24 protein-coding genes are annotated in these 24,921 nt (G+C 71.1%); 12 read left to right on the forward strand and 12 right to left on the reverse strand.

The features are described from left to right. Positions 1-3: 3 nt before the first annotated feature. Complete coding sequence (locus JK364_RS18180; protein ID WP_307841318.1) at positions 4-654, reverse strand: hypothetical protein; 651 nt, start codon at positions 652-654, stop codon at positions 4-6. 311 nt (positions 655-965) lie between these two features. Here JK364_RS18180 and JK364_RS18185 point away from each other — a divergent pair, with 311 nt between their 5' ends. Continuing rightward, complete coding sequence (locus JK364_RS18185) at positions 966-2,075, forward strand: zinc-binding dehydrogenase (RefSeq protein WP_201852144.1); 1,110 nt, start codon at positions 966-968, stop codon at positions 2,073-2,075. 113 nt (positions 2,076-2,188) lie between these two features. Here JK364_RS18185 and JK364_RS18190 read toward each other — a convergent pair whose 3' ends face one another. Further along, positions 2,189-2,989 (reverse strand): aminoglycoside adenylyltransferase domain-containing protein, encoded by an 801-nt coding sequence (locus JK364_RS18190; RefSeq protein ID WP_201852145.1) that lies wholly within the window; start codon positions 2,987-2,989, stop codon positions 2,189-2,191. Between the two features lie 249 nt (positions 2,990-3,238). Here JK364_RS18190 and JK364_RS18195 point away from each other — a divergent pair, with 249 nt between their 5' ends. Next, positions 3,239-4,585, forward strand: coding sequence for an MFS transporter (locus tag JK364_RS18195; protein ID WP_230992155.1), 1,347 nt, complete (start codon positions 3,239-3,241; stop codon positions 4,583-4,585). A 78-nt stretch (positions 4,586-4,663) separates the two neighbouring features. On the opposite strand, the gene JK364_RS18200 is transcribed toward JK364_RS18195, so the two are convergent. Genes JK364_RS18200 through JK364_RS18215 form a run of 4 tightly spaced genes read right to left on the reverse strand, consistent with a single transcriptional unit; the run spans position 4,664 to position 9,271 of the window. Continuing rightward, positions 4,664-5,431: a hypothetical protein gene (locus tag JK364_RS18200; protein ID WP_201852146.1), complete on the reverse strand. Its 768-nt coding sequence runs from the start codon at positions 5,429-5,431 to the stop codon at positions 4,664-4,666. A 52-nt stretch (positions 5,432-5,483) separates the two neighbouring features. Further along, the gene (locus JK364_RS18205; protein ID WP_201852147.1) at positions 5,484-7,712 is read right to left on the reverse strand and encodes a xanthine dehydrogenase family protein molybdopterin-binding subunit; all 2,229 of its coding nucleotides are present in this window, start codon (positions 7,710-7,712) and stop codon (positions 5,484-5,486) included. Positions 7,713-7,721: 9 nt separating this feature from the next. Continuing rightward, positions 7,722-8,705 (reverse strand): FAD binding domain-containing protein, encoded by a 984-nt coding sequence (locus tag JK364_RS18210; RefSeq protein ID WP_201852148.1) that lies wholly within the window; start codon positions 8,703-8,705, stop codon positions 7,722-7,724. Next, entirely contained in the window at positions 8,702-9,271 is a 570-nt protein-coding gene (locus JK364_RS18215) for a 2Fe-2S iron-sulfur cluster-binding protein (RefSeq protein WP_201852149.1), read from the reverse strand. Before JK364_RS18215 ends, JK364_RS18210 begins: the two co-directional genes overlap by 4 nt. 241 nt (positions 9,272-9,512) lie before the next feature. Between JK364_RS18215 and JK364_RS57560 the strand changes: the two genes are divergently transcribed. Beyond that, a complete protein-coding gene (locus JK364_RS57560; protein WP_307841319.1) occupies positions 9,513-9,818 on the forward strand; it encodes a DUF6480 family protein in 306 nt (101 codons plus the stop codon). Positions 9,819-9,872: 54 nt separating this feature from the next. On the opposite strand, the gene JK364_RS18220 is transcribed toward JK364_RS57560, so the two are convergent. After that, entirely contained in the window at positions 9,873-11,414 is a 1,542-nt protein-coding gene (locus JK364_RS18220; protein WP_201852150.1) for an MFS transporter, read from the reverse strand. Positions 11,415-11,511: 97 nt separating this feature from the next. Between JK364_RS18220 and JK364_RS18225 the strand changes: the two genes are divergently transcribed. Further along, positions 11,512-12,264, forward strand: a complete 753-nt coding sequence (locus tag JK364_RS18225; protein ID WP_201852151.1) for a TetR/AcrR family transcriptional regulator — start codon at positions 11,512-11,514, stop codon at positions 12,262-12,264. Further along, on the forward strand, positions 12,261-13,313 hold the full coding sequence (locus JK364_RS18230) for an acyl-CoA dehydrogenase family protein (RefSeq protein ID WP_201852152.1): 1,053 nt from the start codon (positions 12,261-12,263) through the stop codon (positions 13,311-13,313). Before JK364_RS18225 ends, JK364_RS18230 begins: the two co-directional genes overlap by 4 nt. Before the next feature lie 9 nt (positions 13,314-13,322). Here the strand turns inward: JK364_RS18230 and JK364_RS18235 are convergent, their stop codons facing one another. From JK364_RS18235 to JK364_RS18250, 4 genes are all read right to left on the reverse strand, one after another. Continuing rightward, complete coding sequence (locus JK364_RS18235; RefSeq protein ID WP_230992104.1) at positions 13,323-13,847, reverse strand: hypothetical protein; 525 nt, start codon at positions 13,845-13,847, stop codon at positions 13,323-13,325. 105 nt (positions 13,848-13,952) lie between these two features. Next, entirely contained in the window at positions 13,953-14,819 is an 867-nt protein-coding gene (locus JK364_RS18240; RefSeq protein WP_201852153.1) for a sugar phosphate isomerase/epimerase family protein, read from the reverse strand. Continuing rightward, positions 14,816-15,712 (reverse strand): Gfo/Idh/MocA family oxidoreductase, encoded by an 897-nt coding sequence (locus tag JK364_RS18245; RefSeq protein ID WP_201852154.1) that lies wholly within the window; start codon positions 15,710-15,712, stop codon positions 14,816-14,818. The genes JK364_RS18240 and JK364_RS18245 overlap by 4 nt, the downstream gene beginning before the upstream one ends. A gap of 98 nt (positions 15,713-15,810) precedes the next feature. Further along, a complete protein-coding gene (locus JK364_RS18250; protein ID WP_201852155.1) occupies positions 15,811-16,545 on the reverse strand; it encodes a sugar phosphate isomerase/epimerase family protein in 735 nt (244 codons plus the stop codon). 229 nt (positions 16,546-16,774) lie between these two features. Between JK364_RS18250 and JK364_RS18255 the strand changes: the two genes are divergently transcribed. Then, a complete protein-coding gene (locus tag JK364_RS18255; RefSeq protein WP_201852248.1) occupies positions 16,775-17,770 on the forward strand; it encodes a LacI family DNA-binding transcriptional regulator in 996 nt (331 codons plus the stop codon). 12 nt (positions 17,771-17,782) lie between these two features. Here JK364_RS18255 and nac read toward each other — a convergent pair whose 3' ends face one another. Further along, positions 17,783-18,682: a nitrogen assimilation transcriptional regulator NAC gene (gene nac, locus JK364_RS18260; protein ID WP_191062892.1), complete on the reverse strand. Its 900-nt coding sequence runs from the start codon at positions 18,680-18,682 to the stop codon at positions 17,783-17,785. Between the two features lie 332 nt (positions 18,683-19,014). Here nac and JK364_RS18265 point away from each other — a divergent pair, with 332 nt between their 5' ends. From JK364_RS18265 to JK364_RS18290, 6 genes are all read left to right on the forward strand, one after another. Then, entirely contained in the window at positions 19,015-19,806 is a 792-nt protein-coding gene (locus tag JK364_RS18265; RefSeq protein ID WP_201852156.1) for a LamB/YcsF family protein, read from the forward strand. 1 nt (position 19,807) lies between these two features. Beyond that, positions 19,808-20,521, forward strand: coding sequence for a 5-oxoprolinase subunit B family protein (locus JK364_RS18270; RefSeq protein ID WP_201852157.1), 714 nt, complete (start codon positions 19,808-19,810; stop codon positions 20,519-20,521). Next, entirely contained in the window at positions 20,514-21,494 is a 981-nt protein-coding gene (locus JK364_RS18275) for a 5-oxoprolinase subunit C family protein (protein WP_201852158.1), read from the forward strand. The genes JK364_RS18270 and JK364_RS18275 overlap by 8 nt, the downstream gene beginning before the upstream one ends. Before the next feature lie 81 nt (positions 21,495-21,575). Next, a complete protein-coding gene (locus JK364_RS18280; RefSeq protein WP_201852159.1) occupies positions 21,576-22,892 on the forward strand; it encodes an MFS transporter in 1,317 nt (438 codons plus the stop codon). Between the two features lie 82 nt (positions 22,893-22,974). Then, positions 22,975-23,718 (forward strand): SDR family oxidoreductase, encoded by a 744-nt coding sequence (locus tag JK364_RS18285; RefSeq protein ID WP_201852160.1) that lies wholly within the window; start codon positions 22,975-22,977, stop codon positions 23,716-23,718. Further along, the gene (locus JK364_RS18290; RefSeq protein WP_201852161.1) at positions 23,719-24,918 is read left to right on the forward strand and encodes an aspartate transaminase; all 1,200 of its coding nucleotides are present in this window, start codon (positions 23,719-23,721) and stop codon (positions 24,916-24,918) included. Positions 24,919-24,921 lie beyond the last annotated feature (3 nt).

The raw sequence follows: 24,921 nt of genomic DNA on the forward strand, positions 1-24,921 counted from the left end.
GGCTCAGGAAGCGCGCGCCTCGCCAGGCTCGCCCGCATCGGAGGCGGCATCGGAGGCCGCGTCCGTGGCGACAGCCGAATAGAAAACGGACCTCTTCTGCTTGATGCGGTGTGCTTGCCCCTTGGCGACAAGCGATTCGAGAGTGCCGCGCACGACCGTGGGCTTGATCTCGCGCTCCGGAAGAGCCTGGCTCAGCGCGCCGGTCACCTCGGCCGCGGAGCGGGGCTCGCCATGCTGGGCGAGGTCATCACGCACAAGCTCCCGAAGCGTGGGAACCCCCGCTTCCCGCACCCGCTGACGACGCGGACGGCTCCCGCCCGAGTCCGCCCCCTTCCGCTTGCCACCGGCCGCGTCGGCCTTCTTCCTCGCCTTGCGCGTGGCGGACAGCGTCGCGACCTCTCGCCTCGCGGACGAACCATCCCCGGAGCTACTGACGCCACCGTTCTCCGTCGCGCCACCGGCGGCATCGCCACCAAGGGTCTGCCGCATGCTGAGCAGAAGCGCCCGGTTGTTCTCGAGCATCGCCAACCGCTCCCGCAGCGCCGCGATTTCGGAACTGAGACGTTCGTGCTCGGCGGAGTTGCGTTCCAGATCGGCCGTGACCTGGGCCGCGTACTGGGACTTCAGGCTGGCGCTCTCGGCAGGAGTGTCCACTACGAGCTCCCTCATCTGGGCACGTTGCACGTTGGTGCTGGATGGTACATCCGCGTGAATGCCACGTGCGTCCGAAAGCACTATCACGCTGCGACTCCTTCGGTAGTCGCCGTTCGGGCCAACCTTCGTCGACCGCGTCGTCGACACGCTGCTGCGCGACGCGCATCGCTGACCGAGCAGTGGCACACGGGGTGTGCCCATACGGCAGACTGCGTGCGGCATCATGATCACTCGCCGTCCCGGACCGGCGCGGTGATCGGCGCGGTGATCGGCGCGCCGCAAACCGGCCGAGCACGTGAAAGGAACCACGGATGACCTTGGACGCACGACCGATACGCACCGGCACGGACTCAACGGCAGGCGCGGTGGCGGACGACCTCCCGGCCACGATGCGCGCCGCGCGGTTCGACACGGCAGCGGGCACGCTGAAGGTCGAGGATGTGCCCGTGCCCCGGCCGGGAGTTGGCGAGGTCGTGGTCAAGGTGGCCGCGTGTGGCATCTGTCAGTCGGACCTGAGCCAGCTCGACGGCCATATCCCGCCCCGGCTGCCGGTGGTCACCCCCGGGCACGAGGCGTCGGGTGTGGTGGCGGCGGTCGGCGACGGCGCCGGGCACTGGACGACGGGAGACCGGGTGGTCCTGGGCGCGGGGAAGGCGTGCGGTACGTGTCCCGCCTGCCGGTTCGGCGGTGGCACGAACACCTGTGAGGACCTCCAGGTGATGGCCTTCCACTACGACGGGGCCTGGGCCGAGTATGTGCTGACCGACGCCACCACGCTCATCGCCGTGCCCGACTCCGTGCCCCTGGAACACGCCGCCGTGCTCGCCGACGCCGTCTCCACCCCGTACGGCGCCATCGACACCGCCCAACTGCGGTCCGCCGAATCCGTGGGCATCTGGGGGCTGGGAGGTCTGGGCACGCACCTCGTGCAGCTCACCCGCATCTGCGGAGCCTCCCCGATCGTCGCCCTCGACCCCCTCCCCGCCGCCCGCGAGCGCGCCCTCGGCCTGGGCGCCGACTTCGCACTCGACCCCACGGACGGTGACACCAGGGCCAGGCTGAAGGAGATCACGGGCGGCAAGGGCCTGGACGTCGCCTTCGACTGCGTCGGCCGTACGCCCTCCTTCACCCAGGCGGAACGCGCCCTCGGCCACCGGGGCCGCCTGGTGCTCGTCGGCATCTCACCCGACCCTCTGGCCGTGGGCCCGGAGCTCCACTTCGTGCGCAACCGGCACACGGTGATCGGACACACCGGGTATCGCATGGAGCATCTGGAGGACCTGGTCGAGCTCACCGCCCGGGGCCGTCTGGACATCTCCGGGTCGGTCAGCGCGATCCTGCCCCTGGAGGAAGTCAACGAGGGCATCCGGCGGTTGCGTGAGCGGGAGGGCAACCCGATCCGCGTCCTGCTGCGGCCCTGATCGCGAGGCTCGAGCCAACGGCCGGCCTCTGCCGTGGCGCCTCTGCCGTGGCGCCTCTGCCGTGGCGCCTCCGCCGTGGTGCCTCCGCCGTGGGCGAAGGCTTCGGACCCCGCTCAGGCCCCGGCGGCCCGGACGGTCTGATCGACCCGTTCGCGTACCCGGGCCAGGAAGGCCCGTACCTCGGCGGCGGGCAGCGGGAGCGCGGAGGAACGGGGGCGCTCGAAGCTGTGCGTCGCGGCCTCGATGAGCGGCCGGAACTCCTCCTCGGCCAGGGCGACTTCCCGCGCCGCCGTGCGCTTGGCCACCCAGCGGCCCGTACGGCAGAACACCACCGAGCGGCAGCCGTTGAGCACACGGTTGTCCGCCAGGTGACCTTCGCCGTCGCTGTGTTCACGGACGGATGCCCGGATCGCGGCGAGCAGCTCCGGGCGGTCCGGTGCGGCGATCACCTCCCGGGCCGGGCGGCCGAACAGCGTCAGCCCGGTCTGATGGGCGACGGAGCGGTCGATGACGTACCAGAACGCCGGGGACCGCGCCGCGTCGACGTCGGCCCGGTCCGGCAGCAGCGGGCCGGTGTTGAGGTCCAGAAGGTACCCGGCGGCACCGGAGGGGCGGCCGACGAAATCCGTTCCGTAGACCACCAGTTCCAGCCCCGCCGCCGGGCAGCGCAGATGAGGGTGGGCGAGGGCCCCGGCCAGGTCGTGCAGGGCCGATCCGGGCAGTGACGGCTCCACGACGACCGTCACATCGATGTCGCTGCGCCCCTGCCGGTAGTCCCCGAGCGCGAGGGAACCGACCGCGAGGACACTCACCAGATGGGGCCCGCACACCGTGCGGGTGCGCCGGACGAGTTCTTCCAGATAGGGCCGCGGTTCGGTGGGGAGGGACCGCGGATCCTCGCGTGTGTGGGCCACGCGCCCAGTATCCCCGGTGTGAGGTGCGTGGACGGCGGGTCCAGGCGATGCGCTCCGCTGCCTGCGACGCTCCCATGCTCAGCCGGCTCCGTCGACAGCGGTGCGAGCCAGTCGGGCTTGGCGTACTCGCGTTTCTTGGGGCAGGGGGTGCCCGATTCCCGTCATGTGGATTATTCATCCCCTATTGTTCCCTTTGTTGTAGAGCCTTCGTGAGCGGGATGGAGTCGGGACGTGGCCTTCGTGTCCGGCATGGGGTCCCTGGTACCGCTGCTGGCCGTGTGCGCCGGGTACTTCATGGTCATCCTGGACGTCACCGTCATCAACGTGGCCGTACCCGTGATCGGCCGGGAGCTGTCGGCTTCGCTCACCGGCATCCAGTGGATCACCGACGGGTACACGCTGGTCTTCGCCGGGTTCCTGCTGAGCGGCGGCGCGCTGGGGGACAGGCTGGGAAACCGCCGCATCTTCTGCACCGGCGTGGTGGTGTTCACCGCGTCCTCGGCGGCGTGCGCCTTCGCGCCGAGTGCCCCCTTCCTCGTCGCCGCCCGGGTGCTGGAGGGCCTCGGCGCGGCGCTGATCGTGCCCGGCTCGCTGGCCCTTCTCCAGCAGGCCTATCCGGCTCCGGCCGCCCGCTCACGGGCCTTCGGGGTGTGGGGCTCCATCGCGGGGATCGCGGCGTCGGCGGGGCCGCTGCTGGGAGGGCTGCTGGTCTCCACCGTGGGCTGGCGGTGGGTGTTCCTCATCAATCTGCCCGTCGGCGTCGCCTGTCTGGTGCTGACGCTGCGTCGCGTGGCCCCCTCCGACCGGCTCGCCACCCGGCCTCTGGACTGGCCGGCGCAGTGCGCGGTCGTGGCGGCGGTGGCCCTGCTGACCGCCGCGCTCAACGAGGCGGGCCGGCGCGGATGGTCCGATCCGGCCGTCCTCGCCGGGGTGGGCCTGTCGGTACTGGCCGCCACGGCGTTCGTGGTGCGCGAACGGCTGGCCCGCTTCCCCGCCCTGCCGGCGAACCTGCTGCGCTCGCGGGCGCTGGGTGGCGGGGCCGTCATCGGCCTGCTGTTCAATTTCGGCTTCTACGGCATGGTGTTCACCGCCAGCCTGGACTTCCAGCACCAGCGCGGCTACAGCGCCCTCGTCACCGGCCTCGCGCTCTTCCCGGCGGTGGCGATGACCATGTTCGCGTCCATCCTCTCCGGACGGCTGGCCCGCACGACCGGCGACCGTCCGCTGGTGTGCACCGGGATGCTTCTGGCGGCCCTGGGGCTGGCGGGCTGGGTCGCGGCGGGAGCCGAGCCCGCCTACCCGTTGCTGGTGGTCCCGATGATGGCAGCGGGATTCGGCACCTCCTTCGCCCTCACCGGCTCCGCCTCCACCGTCATGGGTGCCGCGCCCCCGGCGTACTCGGGGACCGCCTCCGCGCTGTTCAACACCACCCGTCAACTCGGCAGCGCCACCGGCGTGGCGCTCGGTGGCACCCTGCTCGCCACGGCCGCCGACTACGGCGAGGGGCTGCGCACCAGCATGGCCATCGGCGCCCTCGCCTATCTGACCGCCGCGGGTCTGGCCTGGTTCTGCGTACCGCCCAGGGCATCCGCGTAGGGGGCCGACGAGGGCCGCCACGCCGGCGAGGAACGCCGCGGGTTCTTGGTCCATCGGGTCCCCCGGCTCGCCGACGTACTACTCGGCTCCCCCGGCGAAGCCGTAATGAAGCCCGCGGCCCGGGACCGGCAGTCCCGCGGGCAGCCGGGAACCGGAAAGTTCGGGCACGGCGACGGCGTCCCAGTCCACGCCGCCGTCCGCGAGGTGCGGGCCGAGGTCGGTCGAGTCCACCTCCGCGCCGTCCACCCAGGCGGTCAGGGTGGGTTCACCACCGATGCCGCCCTCGGACAGGGTGAACCACTTGTCGCAGGCCCAGCGGATCTCAGCGGCGTCGGACGCGACGATGGTCGCGCTGTGACGCACGGAACCGCTCCATGCCTCGTCCTCCATGACGTAGAAGCTGTACGCGCACTCGGCCGCGGGCTTGTCGCCGACCCCGAGGAGCATGGCCAACTCGTCCAGCCCGGCCCCCGCGTGGCGGGTGGGACCGGCCGCGCGTATCCGGGCGTACAGCTTCTCCGCCTCGACGTGCCGCCGTTCGACGGTGCTCTCGTCCTCCCCGTACCACTCCATGACGTCGGGGTTCATGTCCAGACACGCCTCCCAGTAGGAGATCTGCTGGGCAAGGCGCCCGGCCAGCAGGGTCAGAGCCTCGACATCATCGGGGTGTGCCGCCACGGCGGCACGCAGCCAGGGCTCTTCGGGCCAGGTCGGCTCGCCGTCCCCGGGCTCGGCCGGGTCCGCTGCCGTCAGGCACAGCAACCGCCCCAGCCGGAGCGCGGCTCGGGCATCGCCCGCGGCCGCCGCCCTCCGCAGCCGTATGAGGGACTCGTCGGTGATCGTCATGGGACGACGCTACGCCCCGCCACTGTGCGATCGGCGTGCTGTGCCCAGCGGGTCAGACCATGGCCGGCAATCCGGGCAACAGCTTCTCCAGCGTGATGGGGAAGTCCCGTACGCGCACTCCGGTGGCGTTGAACACCGCGTTGGCCACCGCCGCACCGGATCCGCAGATGCCCACTTCACCGATGCCCTTCGCGCCGAGGTCATTGGCCTTGTCGTCGTACCCCTCGAGGACGACGGCCTCGATGTCGGCGGGGATGTCGCCGTGGACCGGCACCAGATACCCCGCGAAGTCCCGGTTGACGAAGGCGCCGGACCGCGGGTCGACGACGGCTTCTTCCTCGAGGGCCGCGCCGACACCCCAGATCATGCCGCCGATCAGCTGCGAACGGGCCGTCTTCGGGTTGAACACACGGCCCACCGAGAACACGCTGAGCATCCGCCGCAGACGGATCTCGGCGGTGTCCGCGTCGACGCCCACTTCGGCGAAATGGGCCCCGTAGGTGTTGATCGAGTAGTCCGAGTAGTTCGGATCGTCGCCCATGAAGCGGGTCTGACCCTCCGCCTCCACACCGTCGGGGTGGTGGCGCGCGACGATCTCGCGCAGCGCCTCGGACGCGCCACCGATGGCCACGTTGCCGTCGGAGAACACGGCGTCCGCCGGGTCCCGGCCGTGCAGCGGGGAGCTTGTGTCGCCGCACGCCGCGTCCAGCAGCTTCGTGCGCAGGGCCGCGCACGCCCGGTGCAGCGCGGTGGACGAATTGGTGGCGCCCCACGAGCCGCCCGACCCCCAGCTGGAGGGATGATCCGAACGCCCGAGGTCGATCCGCACCCGTTCCAGCGGGAGCCCGAGTCCCTCGGCACCGACCTGGGTGAGGATGGTGTAGGTGCCCGTGCCGATATCGGTCATGTCGGTCTGGACGACGGCGGTGCCGTCCGGCTCCAACCGCACCCGCACCGTCGTCGGCCCCTGGAAGTGTCCCCGGATGGCGGCCGACATGCCGTAGCCGATCAGCCACCGTCCCTCGCGTACACTCGCGGGCGTGGCCGGGCGGCTCTCCCAGCCGAACCGGCGCGCGCCCTCGCGCAAACACTCCACCAGGTGCCGGTCGCTGTACGGCACGTTCCGCTCGGGATCCACGGTGGGCTCGTTGCGGATGCGCAACTCGACCGGGTCCATCCCGAGCGCGTCGGCCAGCTCGTCCATCGCCGACTCGACCGAGAGCATGCCCGGCGCCTCGCCCGGCGCGCGGACGTCCGTTCCGCGCGGCAGGTCGAGCGCGGTCAGCCGGTGGCTGGTCAGCCGGTGGGGCGCGGCGTAGAGGCTGCGGACGGTGGCGGCGGTCTGCTCCGCGTACTCGACGTCGGGGTTGGTGTGCATGGTGACGTCGTGGGCGATCGCGGCCAGCCGTCCATCACGTCCCGCCCCCAGCCGGACCCGCTGGCTCGACGTGGGGCGCATGCCCACGAGCTGGAAGACCTGCTGGCGGGTCAGCGTGACCTTGACCGGCCGGCCCAGCGTGCGGGCGGCGAGCGCCGCCAGGATCGTCTCGGAGTGGATGCCCAGCTTGGAGCCGAAGCCGCCGCCGACGAAGGGGGTGATGATGTGCACTCGCGCCGGGTCCATCATCAGCGTGCCGGCGACCGAGTCCCGTGCCGCGTCGGTGATCTGGCAGCTGACGTAGACGACCAGGTCCTCGCCGCGCGGTGCCACCATGGACGCGTTCGGTTCGATCGGCATCGAGAACTCGTACGGCGTCGTGTACCGCTGGTCGACCCTGACCTCCGCACCGGCGAACCCGGCGTCGAAATCACCCACCGCGGTGTCGGTGGGGAGACCGGCGTTGACCGTCTTCGGGATGTAGGTGTCGTCCTCGAACTCGCCGAAGTCGAAACGGCCCCGCCCGGCGCGGTATTCGACCTCGACCAGGTCGGCCGCGTCCCGGGCCTGCTCGAGCGTCTCGGCGACGACCAGTGCCACCGGCTCGCCGTGGAAGTGGATGTCCGGGCCGGTCAGCATCGGCTGGGCGCGCCAGTATTCGAAGGGAATGGACTCGTCGCGGGGGCCTTGTGCCGGGGCGTTGAGGTGGGTCATCACCAGCTGGACACCGGGCGCGCCTTCCGCGTCCTCGGTGTCGATGCGGGTGATGCGGCCCTTGCCGATCGTCGCGCCGACGATGAAGCCGTAGAGCGGCTGACCGGCCTCCCAGTGCTCGTAGGCGTAGGCGGCCCGGCCGGTGGCCTTCAGCGGGCCGTCGACGCGGTTCACAGCTTGCCCGATCATCTCGCCTCCTCAGCTCGCCCCGGCCGCTTGCGCCAGCGTGCGGCACAGTGTGCGCTTGGCCAGCTCGATCTTGAAGTCGTTGTCACCCCGCCCGACCGCGCCGCGCAGCGCCACCTCGGCGGCGGCGCGATAGGTGTCCATCGTGGCCGGACGGTCGGTCAGCGCGTCCTCCGCCTCGACGGACCGCCACGGCTTGTGCGCCACACCGCCGAACGCCACCCGTGCCTCTCGGATCGTTCCCCGGTCGGCCGAGACGATGGCCGCCACCGAGACCAGTGCGAACTCGTACGACGCCCGGTCCCGCACCTTGCGGTAGATCTGCCGGCCCGGCAGCGGCGGGGGCAGCAGAACGCCCGTGATCATCTCGTCGTCACCCAGCACGTTCTCGATATGCGGCGTATCGCCCGGCAGCCGGTAGAAGTCCGTGATGGCGACGCGCCGCACCGACCCATCGGCCCGCAGCAGCTCGATCTCCGCGTCGAGCGCGGTCATCGCGACGGCCATGTCCGAGGGGTGGGTGGCGATGCAGGATTCGCTCGCGCCGAGGATGGCGTGGATCCGGTTGAACCCGCCGATCGCCGCGCACCCCGATCCGGGGTCGCGCTTGTTGCAGTCCGCGGCCGTGTCGTAGAAGTAGGGACAGCGTGTGCGCTGCACCAGATTTCCCCCGGTGGACGCCTTGTTGCGCAGCTGGCCCGAGGCGCCCGACACCAGCGCCTCCGACAGCACCGGACAGCGGGTGCGCACACGGGGATCGGCCGCCACATCGGAGTTCCGTGCCTGGGCGCCGAGGCGCAGCCCGCCGTCCGGCAGCTCCTCGATGTCCCGCAGCGGAAGCCGGCTGATGTCCACCAGATGGCTGGGGTACTCGATGTCGAGCTTCATCAGGTCGAGCAGATTGGTGCCGCCGCTGATGAACTTCGCGCCCGGCTGGGCCGCCGCGGCGACGGCGGCCCGTGTGTCCGTCGCCCGCTCATAGGTGAAGGACTTCATGTGGCGTCTCCCTCCGCGCCGCCGCGGATGGCCGCGACGATGTTCGGATAGGCGGCGCACCGGCAGATGTTGCCGCTCATCCGCTCGCGGATCTCGTCATCGGTCAACGCGACCCGGGGCGAGGACACGTCGGTGGTGACATGGCTGGGCCAGCCCGCCCTCACCTCGGCGAGCATGCCGACGGCCGAACAGATCTGGCCGGGGGTGCAGTAGCCACACTGGAAGCCGTCGCATTCGACGAAGGCCCGTTGCATGGGGTGCAGATGGTCGGGGTCGCCCAGGCCCTCGATCGTCATGATCTCGTCGTCCTCGTGCATCACGGCGAGTGTCAGGCAGGAGAGGACGCGTCGGCCGTTGATCAGCACCGTGCAGGCGCCGCACTGCCCGTGATCGCACCCCTTCTTGGTCCCGCTCAGGCGCAGATGCTCACGCAGCGCGTCGAGCAGCGAGGTCCGCGGATCCACCTCGAGCTGCCGCACCTGATCGTTGATGTTCAGCTTGATCGCCGAGGGTGGGGCCATCTCGCCCTGGCCCCGCCTCATGGCGTGCGTATCCGAAGCGCTCATCACGGCCCGCCTTCCTCGCTAGGTGCAGGTGTCACCCCGGATGTGCGGCGCGACTGCCGGGCACGCTCCCTGCCTCCAGGCTCCCGCAAGAGGGCGGGCGTCGCACCACGAGCGTTTCCGGCAGCTCACGGACGGCCACTCTTCCGCCGTATGATGGGAAGAGTCCACCGGGGACGGCGCCTCGAACGGGGTGGCGGACCGGGGAGCCGGCGCGCCGCAGGCGGAAAGGAGCGCATCGGACATGGACCAGCAGAACCCGCACCCTGACCGCACTCCCGGGCCTGCCGGATCTCCCGGGCCTGCCGGATCTCCTGGGTCTCCCGGGCCTCCCGGAAGTCCTGCGACTCCCGGATCTCCCCGACTTCGGCCGAGCGTGGGCGTGCCCCCGGGTGAGACCCCACCGGCCGAGGGCGGCTTGTCGGAAGCGGGTCCCCGCGAGACGTACAACCCCACGAAGGGCTGGTCGAAGGGGCCCACGATCGTCATTTGGCTCTTTGTGGCGCTGTTCGTGACCTTCTGCATCGCGTTCGCGATCGCCGTGCTGTGAGGTGACGTGAACGAACCGGGGCTCGCCGCGGACACCTTGCGGAAGGGCCGGTCCTCACTCCGCGTCCCGCCGAGATCCCGGCTGCCCCACCTCCTCGGACTCCGGGTCGGGTGCCACCGCCCGGGTGGTGCGGCCCGGCAGGGCGAGCAGTGCCACGACCGCGCCGGTCAGGGCGGCCGCCACGCCGACGCTCATGGTGACGGACTGGGCGTCGGTGAAGGCCGAGCGGGCCGCCTCGGCCAGTGCCCCGCCGTCCGCGCGGCCCCGGGCGTGCGACAGGGTGGCGCCGAGCGAGGACATCGCGTCCTCGGGCAGACCGTCCGGCAACTTGCCCCGGTAGACGGTGGCGAGCAGGCTGCCCAGCCCGGCCACGCCCAGGGCGATGCCGAGTTGCTGGTGGGTGTCGTTGAGCGCGGAGCCCATACCGGCCCGCTCGGGTGGCACCGCCCCCAGGACGGTGCTGGTCGCCGAGGGCCCCGCGATACCGGATCCGAGGCCCGCCAGCGCCAGTCCGATGGACACCGCCGCGGAGCCGCCGCTCTCGGAGAGCGAGGCCAGCACCGCGAATCCGGCCGCGGTGACGGTGAATCCGGCGACGATGCAGGCCCGCGCCCCGAATCTGGCCGGGGCCCGGCCGCCGGCGGCCGAGCCCGCGACGACCCCCGCCGCGAGCGGCACCGCGGCGAGCCCGGTCTCGAACGCGCTGTGGCCGAGCACCAGTTGCAGATACTGGCTCAGCACGAAGAGGGTGCTGCCCGTGGCGATGGTCATCACCGCCACCGCGAAGCCCGCCCCGGAGAACCGCCGGTCGCGGTAGAGCCGCAGATCGACCATCGGTGTCGCGGAGCGGCACTGCCGTACGCCGAAGCCGGCCAGCGCCAGTACCGCCACCGCCGCCGCGGCCACCACCGCGGGCGCGGTGTACCCGTACGCCGGGGCCTCGATCAGCGCCCACACCAGGCCGGTCATGCCCGCGGTGACCAGGACGGTGCCGTACGGATCCGGTCCACGGGCGTCGGGCGCCCGGGTCTCGGGCACCAGCCGTACGACCCCGAACAGGGCCACCGCCACCACGGGGACGTTGATCAGGAAGACCCCCGCCCAGCTCCACGCGTCCACCAGGGCACCCCCGAGCAGGGGCCCCGCCGCCATGCCGACGGAGGCGACCGCGCTCCACACCGCGAAGGCCCGCGGGCGCTCCCGCTCGGGGAAGACCACGACGAGCACCGCGAGCGTCGCGGGCATCACCAGCGCCGCGCCCACCCCCATGAGCGCCCGCGTCGCGATCAGCCACCACATCGACGGGGCCGCCGCCGCCAGTGCCGACGCCGCCCCGAAGACGAGCAGCCCCACGACGAGGGTGCGCCGCCTGCCGTAGCGGTCGGAGAGCACCCCCGCGGTGATGAGGAGCCCGGCGAAGACCACGACATAGGCGTCGATCACCGCCTGGAGCTGGTCCGTCGAGGCGTCGAAGGCATCGCCGATGGCGGGCACCGCGACATGCAGGACGGTGTTGTCGATGACGATCACGAGCAGGGCGGCACACAGGGCCACCAGGATCGCCCACCGGCGTGGATGGCCTTCCTCGTCGCTCATGACGCTCCCTTGTTCTCTCTTCTCCTACAGTGTTGGATTCCATCCAGCACTGTAGGAGTGGTGGAGCGGTGACCGCAACGAGGTAGGCTGCGGGCTCGTGAGCGCGAAGCCGGACGGGAACCAGGGAACGGACCCGGACCAGGGGAAGAAGGTGCTGGACAACGCGCCGGGGGCGGTGTGGTTCCGCACCGGGAAGACCTCCCGCCCACGGCCTCAGCTGTCACATGAGCGAATCATCGCCACCGCCGTCGAGCTGCTGGACCGCGACGGTGAGCGGAAGCTGAGCATGCGTCGGCTCGCCGAGCGGCTCGGCGCCCACGCGACCAGCCTCTACTGGCACGTGGCCACCAAGGACGACGTCCTGGACCTCGCTCTCGACGCGGTCTTCGCCGAACTCGACCTCCCCGAGCGGCACAGCGCCTCATGGCAGGAGGACATCGAGGCGTTCATGACCGGCCTGCGCTCGGTCCTGCTGCGCCACCCATGGGCCGCGCCGCTGGCCAACTCCCGCCCCCTCATGGGGCCCAACGCCCTGCGCTGCTCGGAGTTCGCCTACACCGCGCTCACCACCGGCGGCTTCGAAGGGGTCCACCTGTCGTCCGCCGCGGCCACCATCACCCACTATGTGATCGGCTCCGCCTCCTCCGAAGCCGTGTGGCAGCAGCGCTCCGACGAGGCGGCGACCCGCTCGGCCGTGGACGCCCACATCCGCACCCGCATCGACGAATACCCCACCCTCGCCGGCCACTTCCCGCTCCTGGAAGAGGACGACTGGGACTCCCACTTCCACCGCGGCCTGCGCCTGCTGCTGGCCGGTCTGGCGTCCCCCGACGCTCAGGAGCGGCCATGACCGCCCCGGCCACGACGCTGATCGAGGCGGCCCGGCGCCTCGCCCGTGAGGTGCTGGTGCCCGGCGCCGAGGCCGCCGACCGCGAGGGCGTCTCCCCGGCCACGATCGCCGAGGTCAAGAGGTCCGGGGTGCTCGGGGTGAGCGGCCCGGCGGCGTACGGCGGGGCGCGGGCACCGGACGCGGTGGCCCGCGAGATCGCCGAAATCCTGGCCGGGGCGTGCTGCGCCACCTACTTCGTCCAGGCCCAGCACCACAGCCCGGTCCGGATGCTCGCCGCCTCCGACTCCCCGGCGCGCGAGCGGCTGCTGCGGCCGCTGTGCGACGGCACGCTGCTGTCCGGTATCGCCTTCTCCCATCTGCGGGCCTTCCCCCGCACACCGGTGCGGGTCACCCGGGTCCCGGGCGGCAGGCGCTTCGACGGCCGGGTGCCGTGGTACACCGGCTGGGGCCTGAACGATGTGATGCTCCTCGCCGGGGTCACCGACGACGGCGAGGCGCTGTTCGCCGTCACGGACGCCCGTGAGCAGCCCGGTCTGCGGCCCACACCGCGGCTCGAACTCGCCGCGCTGACCGGCACCCGTACGGTCGGCCTGGAGCTGGACGGCCTGGTGGTGCCCGAGGACGCGGTGGTCTGGAGCCGTCCCTACGAGGAGTGGGCGGTCTCGGACCGGCCGAAGAACACCAATCCCAACCCGGCCGTGTTCGGCGTGGCGGGCGCCGCCCTGGACCTGTTGGGGGCCGCCGGGGACGCGGAGGCGAAGGAGACGGCGCAGGTGCTGGGCGAGCGGCTGCGCGAGGTGCGCCGGGAGGCGTACGCGCTGGTGGACGAGGTTCCCCCGGGCGAGCGCCTGGCGGACCGGCTCGCGGTGAAGACCCGGGCCTACGACGTGCTGCGCGCCGCCACCACCGCGGCGATCGTGGCGGGCGGCGGCCGGGCCTTCGGCCTCGGCAGCCCCGCCCAGCGGCTGGCCCGGGAGGGCCTGTTCCTGGTGGTGCAGGGTCAGACCGCGGACGTCCGCAGTGCTCATCTGCGGGCGCTGCGCGGCTGACCCGCCCGTCTATCCCAGGCCGGAGGCGCCGAGGATCCCCCGGGTCGCCGTGTCATCCAGGTCCCGGCCCAGCAGCCGCAGGATCTCCGTGCCGTGCCGCAACGTACCCGCCTCGAGGGAGCGCCGGGCACCGGTGTCCAGCTCGTGCCATAGCAGCGGATCCGCGACCAGGACGCCGAGGTCGAGCGTCACCCGGTGGCCGTGGACGTCCCACAGAAGCAGACGAGTGGCGATCCGGCCGTCCCGCCACACCCCGACCAGGGCGTCGGTGCGCACCCGGCGCACGCGTACGAGGCCTCGTACCGTCAGCCAGCCACCTCCCGCCGTCACCCGCGGTGGCCGCAGCACCGTGCACACCGCCACCGCGAGCAGGGCCCACAGATCGGCCCGTGCCACGGTGAGCCCGCCCGAGGCCCAGTCGAGCACCGTCGTCACCCCGGCGAAGGCCAGCGCGAGCCACACCGCCCACCGCGCGTCCGCACCCCGTCGGCGGCCACGGGGCGTCCGGGCGAGCCGGGCGATCAGCCGTTCCATACGGGCACGCTAGGCCGGGCGCAGGGCGGGTGGAGCGCACCCTGACGCTCCTCTTACGCCGCCCTGACCACCTTTGACGGGATTCTTGCGCCCGGCCGACGTGACTCAGGCCGCGAGCTCCTTGCGGATGCGGTTCAGCATGAAGGCGGAGGACTCCCGGGCCCGTTCCTCCCAGGCGAAGACGCAGGAGGTGGCGACACCGTCGAAGTTCAGCTCGCGGAGGGTGCCGAAGAAGGTGTCCCAGTCGACCTCGCCCTGGCCGATGTCCAGGTGCTGATGGATGCGGGCGGGGGTGCCGGGCGGGTTGAGGATGTAACGCAGCCCGGAGGAACCCTTGTGGTTGAAGGAGTCCGCGATGTGCACATGCTGGAGCTTGTCGCCCGCGTAAGCCATCATCGCCGCGGTGTCCGCCGTCGGCTCGGCGCCGGAGAGGTGGAAGGTGTGCGGAGCGCAGTAGAGGTAGTTCACCCAGGGCTTGTTGATGGCGCGCACCAGGTCGACCGCGGGGGTGTTCTCCTCGCAGAAGTCGTCCGGGTGGGCCTCGAGGTTGAGGGCGATGCCCTCGCGTTCGAAGAGCGGCAGCAGCTCCTCCAGCGAGCGCCAGAAGGCGGCCTCGCTCTCGGCGGCGCGCTCGGGGCGGCCGTTGAACTCCGAGTTCATCAGCGGGCATTCGAGGTCGGCGGTGATCTCGATCATCCGCTTCCAGTAGCGGACGGCGGTCTGCCGCTCGGTCTCGTCGGGTGAGGACCACTTGTACAGCGGCAGCACGGAGGAGAGCTGGACACCGTGCGTGCGCAGAGCCCGCTTCAGCTCCGTGACGCGCGCGTCGTCCGCCCGCGGGTGGCGGAAGAACGGCATGAAGTCGTCGCGCGGGGACAACTCGATGTATTCGTAGCCGAGTTCGGCGACCGTGCGCACCATCTCGTCGAGCGGCAGCGCGCGGAGCATATAGGGGTCGAGTGCGATCTTCACGAGGCGGCTCCGTAGAACGCGGGTCGGGGCTTGATGTCGACGGTGATGATCCGGCCGCCCGACTCCAGGGACTGGACGGCGGCGTCGGTGATGACGGTGGCGGCGTAGCCGTCCCAGGACGACGGGCCGGTGGGTTCGGCGCCCGCCGCTATCGAGGCGATCCACTCGCGGAACTCGGTGTCGAAGGCATCGCCGAACCGGCTCTTCCAGTCCCGCGGCACGGCGGTGCCGTGCAGTCCGGCGGCGCGGATGCCGACGGCCGCCGGGTCCGGCAGCCTGACCAGGCCGTCCTCGCCCACGGTCTCGCACTGGATGTCGTAGCCGTACTGGCAGTTGACGAAGACCTCCAGGTCGATGCGGACGCCGTTCGCCGTCTCGAAGAGCATGATCTGAGGGTCCTTGAGATGGCTGAACCGTTTGCCGGTGGCGCGCGGGGTGATCACCTGGACGGAGCTGATCTCGTCGTCGAGCAGCCAGCGCAGTACGTCGATCTCGTGGACGGCCGTGTCCTGGGCCGTCATCGCGGAGACGTAGGAGTCCGGCACGGTCGGGTTGCGGTGTGCGCAGTGCACCATGAGCGGAGTGCCGACGGCGCCCGAGGTGAGCACGTCCTTCATCTGGCGGTAGCCGGCGTCGAAGCGGCGCATGAAACCGACCTGGACGAGACGGCGGCCGTGGGCGCGTTCGGCCTCCATGACGCGCAGACCGTCCTCGGCGGTGGTGGCGAGCGGCTTCTCGCAGAACACCGGCTTGCCCGAGGCCACCTCGGTGGCGCGCGCCCGGTCGATGTCGGTCACGGCGGTGACCGCGGCACCGGTGATGACCTCGGTGAGCCGCCGGATGTGGTCCTGGCCGATCATTCCGGCGCCGATCACACCTATCTGTACGGTCATGGTGGATTCCTTGGAAAGCGGGGTCAGGAGGGGCCGGTGCCGGCGGTGGCAGGGCTGGGGGCCCGGATCGCGTCGTCCCTGACGTCCATGGCCGTCTCCTACCGGTCGAGGGTCGGGCGCCGGGTTCCGGTGAGGCCGCAGCCGGCCAGGTGCTCACGGGTGCTGACGGCGATGGGCAGCGGCACATCGGGCGCGCACGGGTACAGATCGAGGTTGTCACCGCCGCCGTAGGCCACGTGCCCGGTGTCCAGGCAGAGGTTGGTGTAGCGGCCGTCGGACTCGTTCAGCAGCCGCTCGATCTCCGGCTGGGTCTGGATATGGCTGTCGGCGTGCGGGTGGATCACCAGACGTATGCCGTACTCGTCCAGCAGGAGCTTGCCCAGCCGGTCGGCGGACCGGCCGAAGCCCGCCCACTGCTCGGCGGTCAGCTCGGGCGGCTCGGTGTAGTCGCCGGTCTTCTCGTCCCGGAACATGGGCGGGATCAGGACCAGGTGGTGGGCTCCCGCGGCGGCGGTCAGCTCGGCCACCTCGCGCACGTGGGCGAGCATCTCGTCCCAGGCGTCGGGGCGGTGCAGCGCCCCGAACGCGGTGCCGCCGGAGACCCGCAGACCGCGCGCGTCGAGCTCGGCCTTCAGTCGCCGCGGCTCGGTGGGCAGATAGCCGTACGGGCCGAGCTCCAGCCACTGGTAGCCGGCCGCGGCCAGCTCGTCGAGGAAGCGGGTGTACGCCACCTGGTGCTCGTCCTCGGGGAACCAGACGCCCCAGGAGTCGGGGCCGGAGCCCAGGCACAGGTTGCCCGCGGTGGTGCGGAGAGGGAATGGCGCCGTTGCCATGGCGTGTCCTTCTGCGGAGGGGGGAGGAGGACGGGGCCCTCGGGGCGGTGGGTCGGGGAGAACGGGATTGACTAGCGCGCTCTACTAGCGCGCTCCAGTCGAGTACGATGGTCGCTGTCCGAATGTCATGTCAATAGCTTGTTGCCGGGGGATTTCACGACTGCCCGTAAGGTTGGGCCGCGTCGGAGGGTGGTCACAGGTGGAAACATCGGGCAGGCAGCGGCCCACCATGGCGGACGTCGCCGAGCAGGCGGGCGTGTCCCGGGCCCTGGTCTCGATCGTCTTCCGCGATCAGCCGGGGGCGAGCCCGCGGACCCGCGACCGGGTGCTGCGCGTCGCTGACGAGATCGGCTACCGGCCCGACAGCGCGGCCCGGCTGCTGGCCCGTGGCCGCAGCCGCACGCTCGGCGTGATGTTCACCGTGCGCCAGCCCTTCCACGCCGACCTCGTCGAGGGCATCTACCCCGAGGCCGAGCGGCTCGGCTACGACGTCCTGCTCTCCGCGACCGCTCAGGGGCGGGGCGAGGCCAAGGCCGTCGAGGCGCTGCTCGGCCACCGCTGCGAGGCGGTGATCCTGCTCGGCACCGACGCACAGCCCGTGGACATCGACGCACTGGGACACCGCACGGTCGCCGTCTCCGTCGGCCGCCGGGTGCCCCACGCCCGCGTCGACAGTGTGCATACGGCCGAGGGCAAGGGCGTACGACAGGCCATGGAGCACCTCGTGGAACTGGGCCACCGCGGGATCGTGCACATCGACGGTGGCCGTGGACCGGGCTCGGCCGAGCGCCGCCGCGCCTACCGGGCCGCGATGCGCCGCCATGGCCTGGAGCCGGAGCTGCGGGTGATCCCGGGTGAGCACACCGAGCAGTCGGGCATCGACGCGGGCCGGCTGCTGCTGGACGAGCGGGACCACGGCCGGCCCCTGCCGACGGCGGTCCTCGCGGGCAACGACCGTTGCGCGATGGGGTTGTTGATGACCCTGGCGCGGGCGGGTGTCGAGGTTCCGCGCGATCTGTCGGTGGTGGGCTACGACGACAGCCACCTCTCCCATCTGATGCCGATCGGCCTGACCACGGTCCGGCAGGACGCGGTGCTCATGGCCGAGTGCGCGGTGCGGTTCGCCGTGGAGCGGCTGGAGAACACGGTGTCGGAGCCGAGGGAGGCGGTGCTGGACCCCAGGCTGACGGTACGGGGCACCAGCGGACCGCCCCCGGGTGGGTGAGCGCGGGACGGGCTAGCCGAAGTCGGTGATCAGCTCGTGGAACAGGTCGTGCACGGCATGGGCCGGCTCCGACAGCGGCTGATGGTCGGAGGTGCAGAGGGAGAGCTTGACCTGGATGGCCGGCTCGACGATCCGCCGTACCTCCAGGTTCCGCACATCGAGGATGGCGCGCGCCGCGGACCAGGGCAGCACCGTCGCCCCTAGATCCGCGCCCACGGCGCTGACCAGGGTCAGGACCGATTCGAGCTCACCGATCACCCGGGGCTGGAGCGACGCCTGCTGGAACGCGGCCTCCACCACCTGGCGGATGGTGTGAATACGGCTGGGCAGCAGCAGACCGACGTCGACCAGCTCCTTCAGCGCCACCTCACCGTCCCCACCCGGGATGTCCGCGCCCGGGGCGGCGATCAGGAACAGATCCTCGGTGCGCAGCGGCTCGAACTGCACTCCCCGGAGCGGACCGGCCCCGTAGATGAAGGCCATGTCCATCCGGCCGGTCATGATCGCTTCGCTGATGACCCCGCCGAAGTTCTCGTTGATGTGCAGCAGGATGTCGGGGTAGCGCTCGCGCACGCTCCTGAGCAGGGGAAGCGCGAGCGCCGCGCCCATGCTGTACGGGGCCAGGCCCACCGAGACACTGCCGGCCGGGGTCCGTCCTGAGACATCGACCGCCGCATGTGCCAGATCGACCTGGCGCAGGATGAGCTGTGCGTGCCGGTACAGCGCCCGGCCCGCCTCGGTGGGCGCCACTCCGCGTTTGCTGCGGATCAGCAGTTGCTGTTTGAACTGGGCTTCCAACATGGAGAGTTGCTGGCTGAGCGCGGGCTGGGCGATATGCAGGATGTCGGCCGCGCGCGTGATGCTCCCGGCGTCGACGATCTTCACGAACGAGTACAGACGCCTGGTGTCCATGGAGGGGCCTCCAGCCTCAGCGGAGTCTCATGGTAGGCCCACGGCGTCCGGCGGACGGTGGCGCGTGTGGCCCAGGTCATATCCAGCGGTGATTACGTCAGATCGAACGCGTATTTGCCGCCACCCGACCACGGGATTAGGTTCACCGAAACACGGATTCCGGGGCCACCCGACCACGGGAAACCGTGTCATTCCGCGTCGACCGCGGAAATGCCGACGACGCAGTTGACGCCGTGAACGCGAGTCGGGAGTGGACGCGGACCAGCAGGTCCACGGAGCCGAAAACGAAGAAGCGGCGATGTCGCCTTTTCTTCCCTTGTCTGGAGGACGTCATGAAGCACATGGTCGATCTCGTGGCAGATCTGGGCGAGGGGTTCGGCGCCTACACCATGGGCGACGACGAAGCGCTGCTGGACGTGCTGACATCGGCCAATATCGCGTGCGGATTCCACGCGGGAGACCCGCGGATCATGGACGCGACCGTCCGCCACTGTGTCCGGCGCGGTGTCGCCGTGGGCGCGCACCCCAGCTTTCCCGATCTCGTCGGCTTCGGCCGCCGGGCGATGGAGCTGACCCCGGACGAGGTCCGGACCGACACGCTGTACCAGATCGGAGCCCTGCGGGCGTTCGCCACCGCGCACCACACCCGGGTGCGCCATATCGCGCCGCACGGCCGCCTCGGCAACCTGGTGGCGACCCGGCCGGACTACGCGGAGGCGGTGGCGGACGCGGTCGGAGCGCTCGACCCGTCGCTGGTCGTCCTGGCCCAGGACGGCGCCCTCGCCGACGCCGCGCGCGCCCGTGGCCTGCGGGTCGGCATCGTCGGGATCGCCGACCGGGCCTACCGCGACGACGGCACGCTGGTGCCCAGGAGCGAACCGGGTGCGGTGATCCACGACCCGGGTGAGATCGCCGAGCGGACCGTCCGGATGGTCACCGGAGGAGTGCTGCGCACCGTCGGCGGCCGTGACCTCCCGGTCGAATGCGACACCGTGCTGCTGCACGGCGACACCCCCGGGGCCATCACACTCGCGCACCGGATCCGCGGCGAACTCCTCGCCGCCGGAGTGCGGATCGCCTCGCTGGCCGACGTATTGGACGCCAAGACCGGTGTGAGCGCCTGAGATGGGCGGCGACATCGTGATCGCGGACTGCGGTGACTCGGCCGTCGTGGTCAAGGCCGTGGGCGGGGACACCACCCGCGCCTGGCACACCGTGCACGCCCTGGCCGACGCCTTCGAGGCGGCCCGGCCCGGCGGAGTCCACGGCATCGTACCCACCTACGACTCGCTGCTGATCGAGTTCGACTGCTTCCACACCGATCACACGACGGTACGGCGTGCCCTGCGCCACGAGGCCGACCGGCTCGCCGAGCGGCCTCTTCCGGCCGCACCCTCCCGGTGCTTCGTGGTGCCGGTGGTGTACGGCGGTGACCACGGCCCCGATCTGCCCCTGGTCGCCCAGCAGTTGGGGCTGACCGAGCACGAGGTGGTGGCGTTGCACTCCGCCGCCCCGCTCACCGTACGCTGCCTCGGAGCCCCGGCGGCGGCCCCGATGATGGACGGCCCCGCCTTCCCGGGGCCCGTCCCACGGCTGGCCTCGCCACGCATCAGCGTCGTCCCCGGCTCGATCGCGGTGGCCGGGCGGCAGGCCGTCGTCTCGCCCATGCCCTCGCCCGGCGGCTGGCCACTGCTGGGCCGTACACCGCTGCGCGTCCTCGACCTCGACGCCGAGCCACTGGCCCCGTACCGGCCCGGTGACACCTTCCAGTTCGTGCCGATCACCCCCGGGCAGTGGGACGAGCACGCGGGCACACCCCTGGCGGCCGCGCATGGCTGACACCCTGACAGTTCACCGCGCGGGGCTCGCCACCGTGCAGGACCTCGGCCGCTTCGGCCACTCCCGCTACGGCCTGCCGGTCAACGGAGCACTCGACCAGCACTCCGCCCGGGTCGCCAATGTGCTGGCCGGAAACGACGAGGGCGCGCCGCTGATCGAAATCACCGCACTGGACTTCAGCTGTACCCCCTCCACCGATGTGCTCATCGCGGTGACCGGCGCGCCCGCCGAGGTGACCGTGGGCGGTGTCCGGCGCAACCAGTGGGAACCGGTGTCGGTACGCGCCGGGGAGACCATCGCCATCACCGGTATCCGGCTGGGCCTGCGGGTCTACCTGGCCGTTCTCGGCTCGGTGCGGACCCCGTCCCTGCTCGGCAGCTGCGCCCCCGACACCATCCTCGGCTTCGCACAGACCCTGCGCGGCGACGATGAGCTGGCCTTGCGTACCCACTGCCCGCCGATCGACCACCCGGTGTTCCGGATACCGCTGTTCCGGCTGAACGTGCCCATGGCGCGATTCGCCGACTCCTGGACCATCGATGTGACCGACGGCCCCGACCTGGCGGAATTCGGCGACACCGCCGAGCGGCTGTTCCGGTCGGCGTTCACCGTGACCCCGCGGAGCAATCACATCGGGCTGCGCCTGAGCGGCGATGTGCCACGGCGGGTGACGAGCGGCGAACTGCTCTCCCGGGGAGTGCCCGTCGGCGCGGTCGAGGTGCCCGCGGGCGACGAACTGCTCGTCCTGCACCGCGGCCGTGGCGTCACCGCCGGATACCCGGTGCTCGCGGTGGTGACGGCCACCGGACTGTCCGCGCTCGGACAGGCCAGACCCGGCCAGTCCGTCCGCTTCCGGCGCCGTACGGTCGCCGACGCCGTGAGCGCCCACCGAGCCCAGCGACACGCCATCCACGCGCTCAAGTCCCGTGTGCGCACGGCCTTCGACGCCCTTCGCATCCCCGCCACCCGCTAAGACCTTCTTCTGGCCCGTCCCCTCCCAGCTGTGCGTGATCCGTCCCCATCAGCCCTGCCCCGCCAGCAGAAAAGAGACATCATGACCGCCGTCGCCGCTCAGCCGGCCGCCCATGCCGTCGATCCCAGAACCGCGAGGAAGGTGACGCTCGCCGGGTGTGTCGGCATCTTCGCCGAGCTCTACGACAACGGCATCTTCGGTTTCATGGCGGGCACGTTGGGCGCCGTCTTCTTCCCGGACGCCACCCACGCGGTACAGGTGCAGCTCGTCTTCCTCGGATACGCCGTCTCGTTCTTCTTCCGCCCCCTCGGCGGCATCATCTGCGGCCACCTCGGTGACCGCATGGGCCGGCAGCGGATGCTCGTCTTCGTCATCATGCTGATCAGCGTGGCCACGGCGGCGATCGGCCTCCTGCCGACGTACGCGAGCATCGGTGTGGCCGCGCCCGCGCTGCTGATCCTGCTGCGGGTGCTCCAGGGCTTCTCCGTCGGCGGCGAGGCGTCGGGCGCGATGACCTTCCTCGCGGAGCACGCCCCCGACGGCAAACGCGGCCTGTACACCAGCTACGCGCAGATCGCCTCGTTCCTCTCCCTGCTGACCGGCACGCTGATCGCGGCGGGCATGACCAGCGGCCTCGGGGCGGACGCCATGGAGTCCTACGGCTGGCGCATTCCGTTCCTGCTGGCCATTCCGCTGGGCATCGCCGGGCTCTACATCCGCAAGCGCATCAGCGACACCCCGAACTTCACCCGGCTGAGGGAGGAGGGCGGACTGTCCAAGAACCCGCTCAAGGAGGCGTTCTCCTCCTCCGAGCACCGCCGCGCGATGCTGCTGGCCCTGTTCATCCCGCTCATGAACGGATCGGGCTACTACGTGCTGTTCAGCTATATGCCGACCTTCATGAGCGGTGAGCTGCACTTCGGCAAGGTGCAGAGTCTGCTGGTCACCGCGGCCAGCCTGGTGACCATCTCCCTCGCCATCCCGTTCATGGGCGCGCTCTCCGACCGGATCGGGCGGAAGAAGGTGCTCATGGCCGCCGCCATCGCCATGGCCATCGCCGGTGTGCCCTGTTACCTGCTCATCGGCACGGGCAATGTGGCGCTGGCCCTCATCGGCGCATGCGTCATGGCCGCCATCTTCGCGGGCCACACCGGTGTCATCCACATCCTGCTCGTCGAACTCTTCCCCACCCGGGTCCGCTACTCCGCCTACGGCCTGGGCTACAACATCTCCTCGGCCCTCTTCGGGGGCACCGCGCCCCTGTTGATGGCCTTCCTCATCAGCCGCACCGGCAACGTCACCATGCCCGCCTTCTACGCGGTCATCACCGCCCTCGGCACGCTCATCGCCGTCTCCCGGGTGTCGGACAGGGCCCATCTGCCGCTGCGCGACGCATAACGCCGGGCCGTTCCACGACCCGGACCACCCGCGGGCGCTCCCTCACCCGAATCACCCCCCATCTGCAAGGAGTGAAGGCCACATGCCCTTTTCCGACTACAGGACCGCACTGGTGACCGGCGCCTCCACCGGTATCGGAGCGGTGGTCGTCGAACGGCTGGCGAAGCAGGGCCTCGAGGTCCACGCGCTCGCCCGCGACACCGAGCGGCTGGACGACCTCGCCCGGCGGACCGGTTGCGTTCCCCACACCGTCGACATCACGGACACCGCCGCGCTCACCGGGGAACTGCACGGCATCGACGTCGACCTGCTCGTCAACAACGCCGGGGTATCGCGCTCCGGAAACATCCTCACCGCCGACGAGTTCGCCATCGACGAGCAGATAGCGGTCAACGTCCAAGCCGTTCTGCACCTGGTGCGGCTGGTCATGCCCGGGATGGTCGCACGCGACCTCGGACACATCGTGAACATCAGCTCCATCGCCGCCGTCTACAACTTCGCCGGAAACACCATCTACCACGCCACCAAATCGGCCGTGCACACCCTCTCCCGCCAGCTCCGGGTCGACGCGTACGGCCGCCGCGTCCGGGTCACCGAGATCTGCCCCGGGCGGGTGGAAACGGAGATCTTCGGCCGGCTGCTGGGCGACATGGAGGAGGCGCGGCGGCGGTACTACGACGGCTACGAGTCGCTGAAGCCGGAGGACATCGCCGACGCCATCGAGTACGCGGTCGGATCACCGCGCCACGTGAACATCGGCCATGTGGAGATCCTGCCCACCTTCCAGGTGCCCGGTGGCCTCAACTTCGAGCGGAGGACGGACTGAATGAGCACCGCGCAGCGCGTGAACCGCATCAAGCCCTCACCGAGCACGGCGGCCGCCCAGCGGGTCCGCGAGCTGAAGGCCCAGGGCCTGGACATCCTCGACCTCACCGTGGGCGAGCCCGACTTCGACACCCCCGCCCATGTGAAGGACGCCGCGATCGAGGCCATGCGGCAGGGCGCCACCAAATACACCCCCGTCAACGGCACCCCGCGACTGCGGGCCGCCATCGCGGACCGGCTCCGGCTGCGCCACGGACTGGACTGCCCCGGAGACCGGATCGTGGTCGGCGGCGGCGGGAAGCAGGTCATCTTCCTCGCCCTGATGGCCACCCTGGACGCGGGCGACGAGGTCGTCATCCCCGCCCCGTACTGGGTGTCCTACCCGGACATGGTGCTTGCCAACGACGGCACACCGGTCATCGTGGACTGTCCGGAGGCGGATGGATTCAAGCTGACCCCGGAGCGGCTCGCCCGAGCCCTCACCGACCGCACCCGCTGGGTCGTCCTCAACTCCCCGAGCAATCCGACCGGCGCCGTCTACACCGCCGGGGAACTGAGCGCGCTCGCCGAGGTACTGCTCGACCACCCCCATGTCCAGGTGCTCACCGACGAGATCTACGACGAGATCTGGTACGAACCGGGCCGCGTCCCCAGCATGGCGGGCGTCGAACCGCGCCTGACCGACCGGGTCTTCCTCACCAACGGCGTCTCCAAGACCTACGCGATGACCGGCTGGCGGATCGGATACGGCGCGGGCAACGCCGAACTCGTCGGCGCCATCAACACCCTGCAGTCCCAGATCTCCTCATGCCCCTCGTCCATCAGCCAGGCCGCCGCCACCGCCGCGCTCACCGGCGACCAGAGCTTCGTCCGCGACCGCGTGTCCGTCTACCGCGGGCGCCGCGACGACGTGGTCAAACGGATCAATGACACCCCCGGTCTCTCCTGCACCCCGCCCAGCGGTGGCTTCTACGCCTTCGTCAACTGCGCCGGAGTCATCGGCAGGCGCACCCCGTCCGGCGACGAGATCCGCACCGACGAGGACTTCGCCGCCCATCTGCTGGAGTCACGGCGGGTGGCGGTGATCCACGGCGCCGCGTACGGCTCACCGGGGTACTTCCGGGTCTCCTTCGCGACCTCCCACGACATCCTCACCGCGGCCTGCGAGGGCATCGCCCGCGTTTGTGCGGACCTTTCCTGAACA

Origin of the sequence: Streptomyces endocoffeicus (genome assembly GCF_016741935.1) — a bacterium.
GTDB lineage: Bacteria > Actinomycetota > Actinomycetes > Streptomycetales > Streptomycetaceae > Streptomyces > Streptomyces endocoffeicus.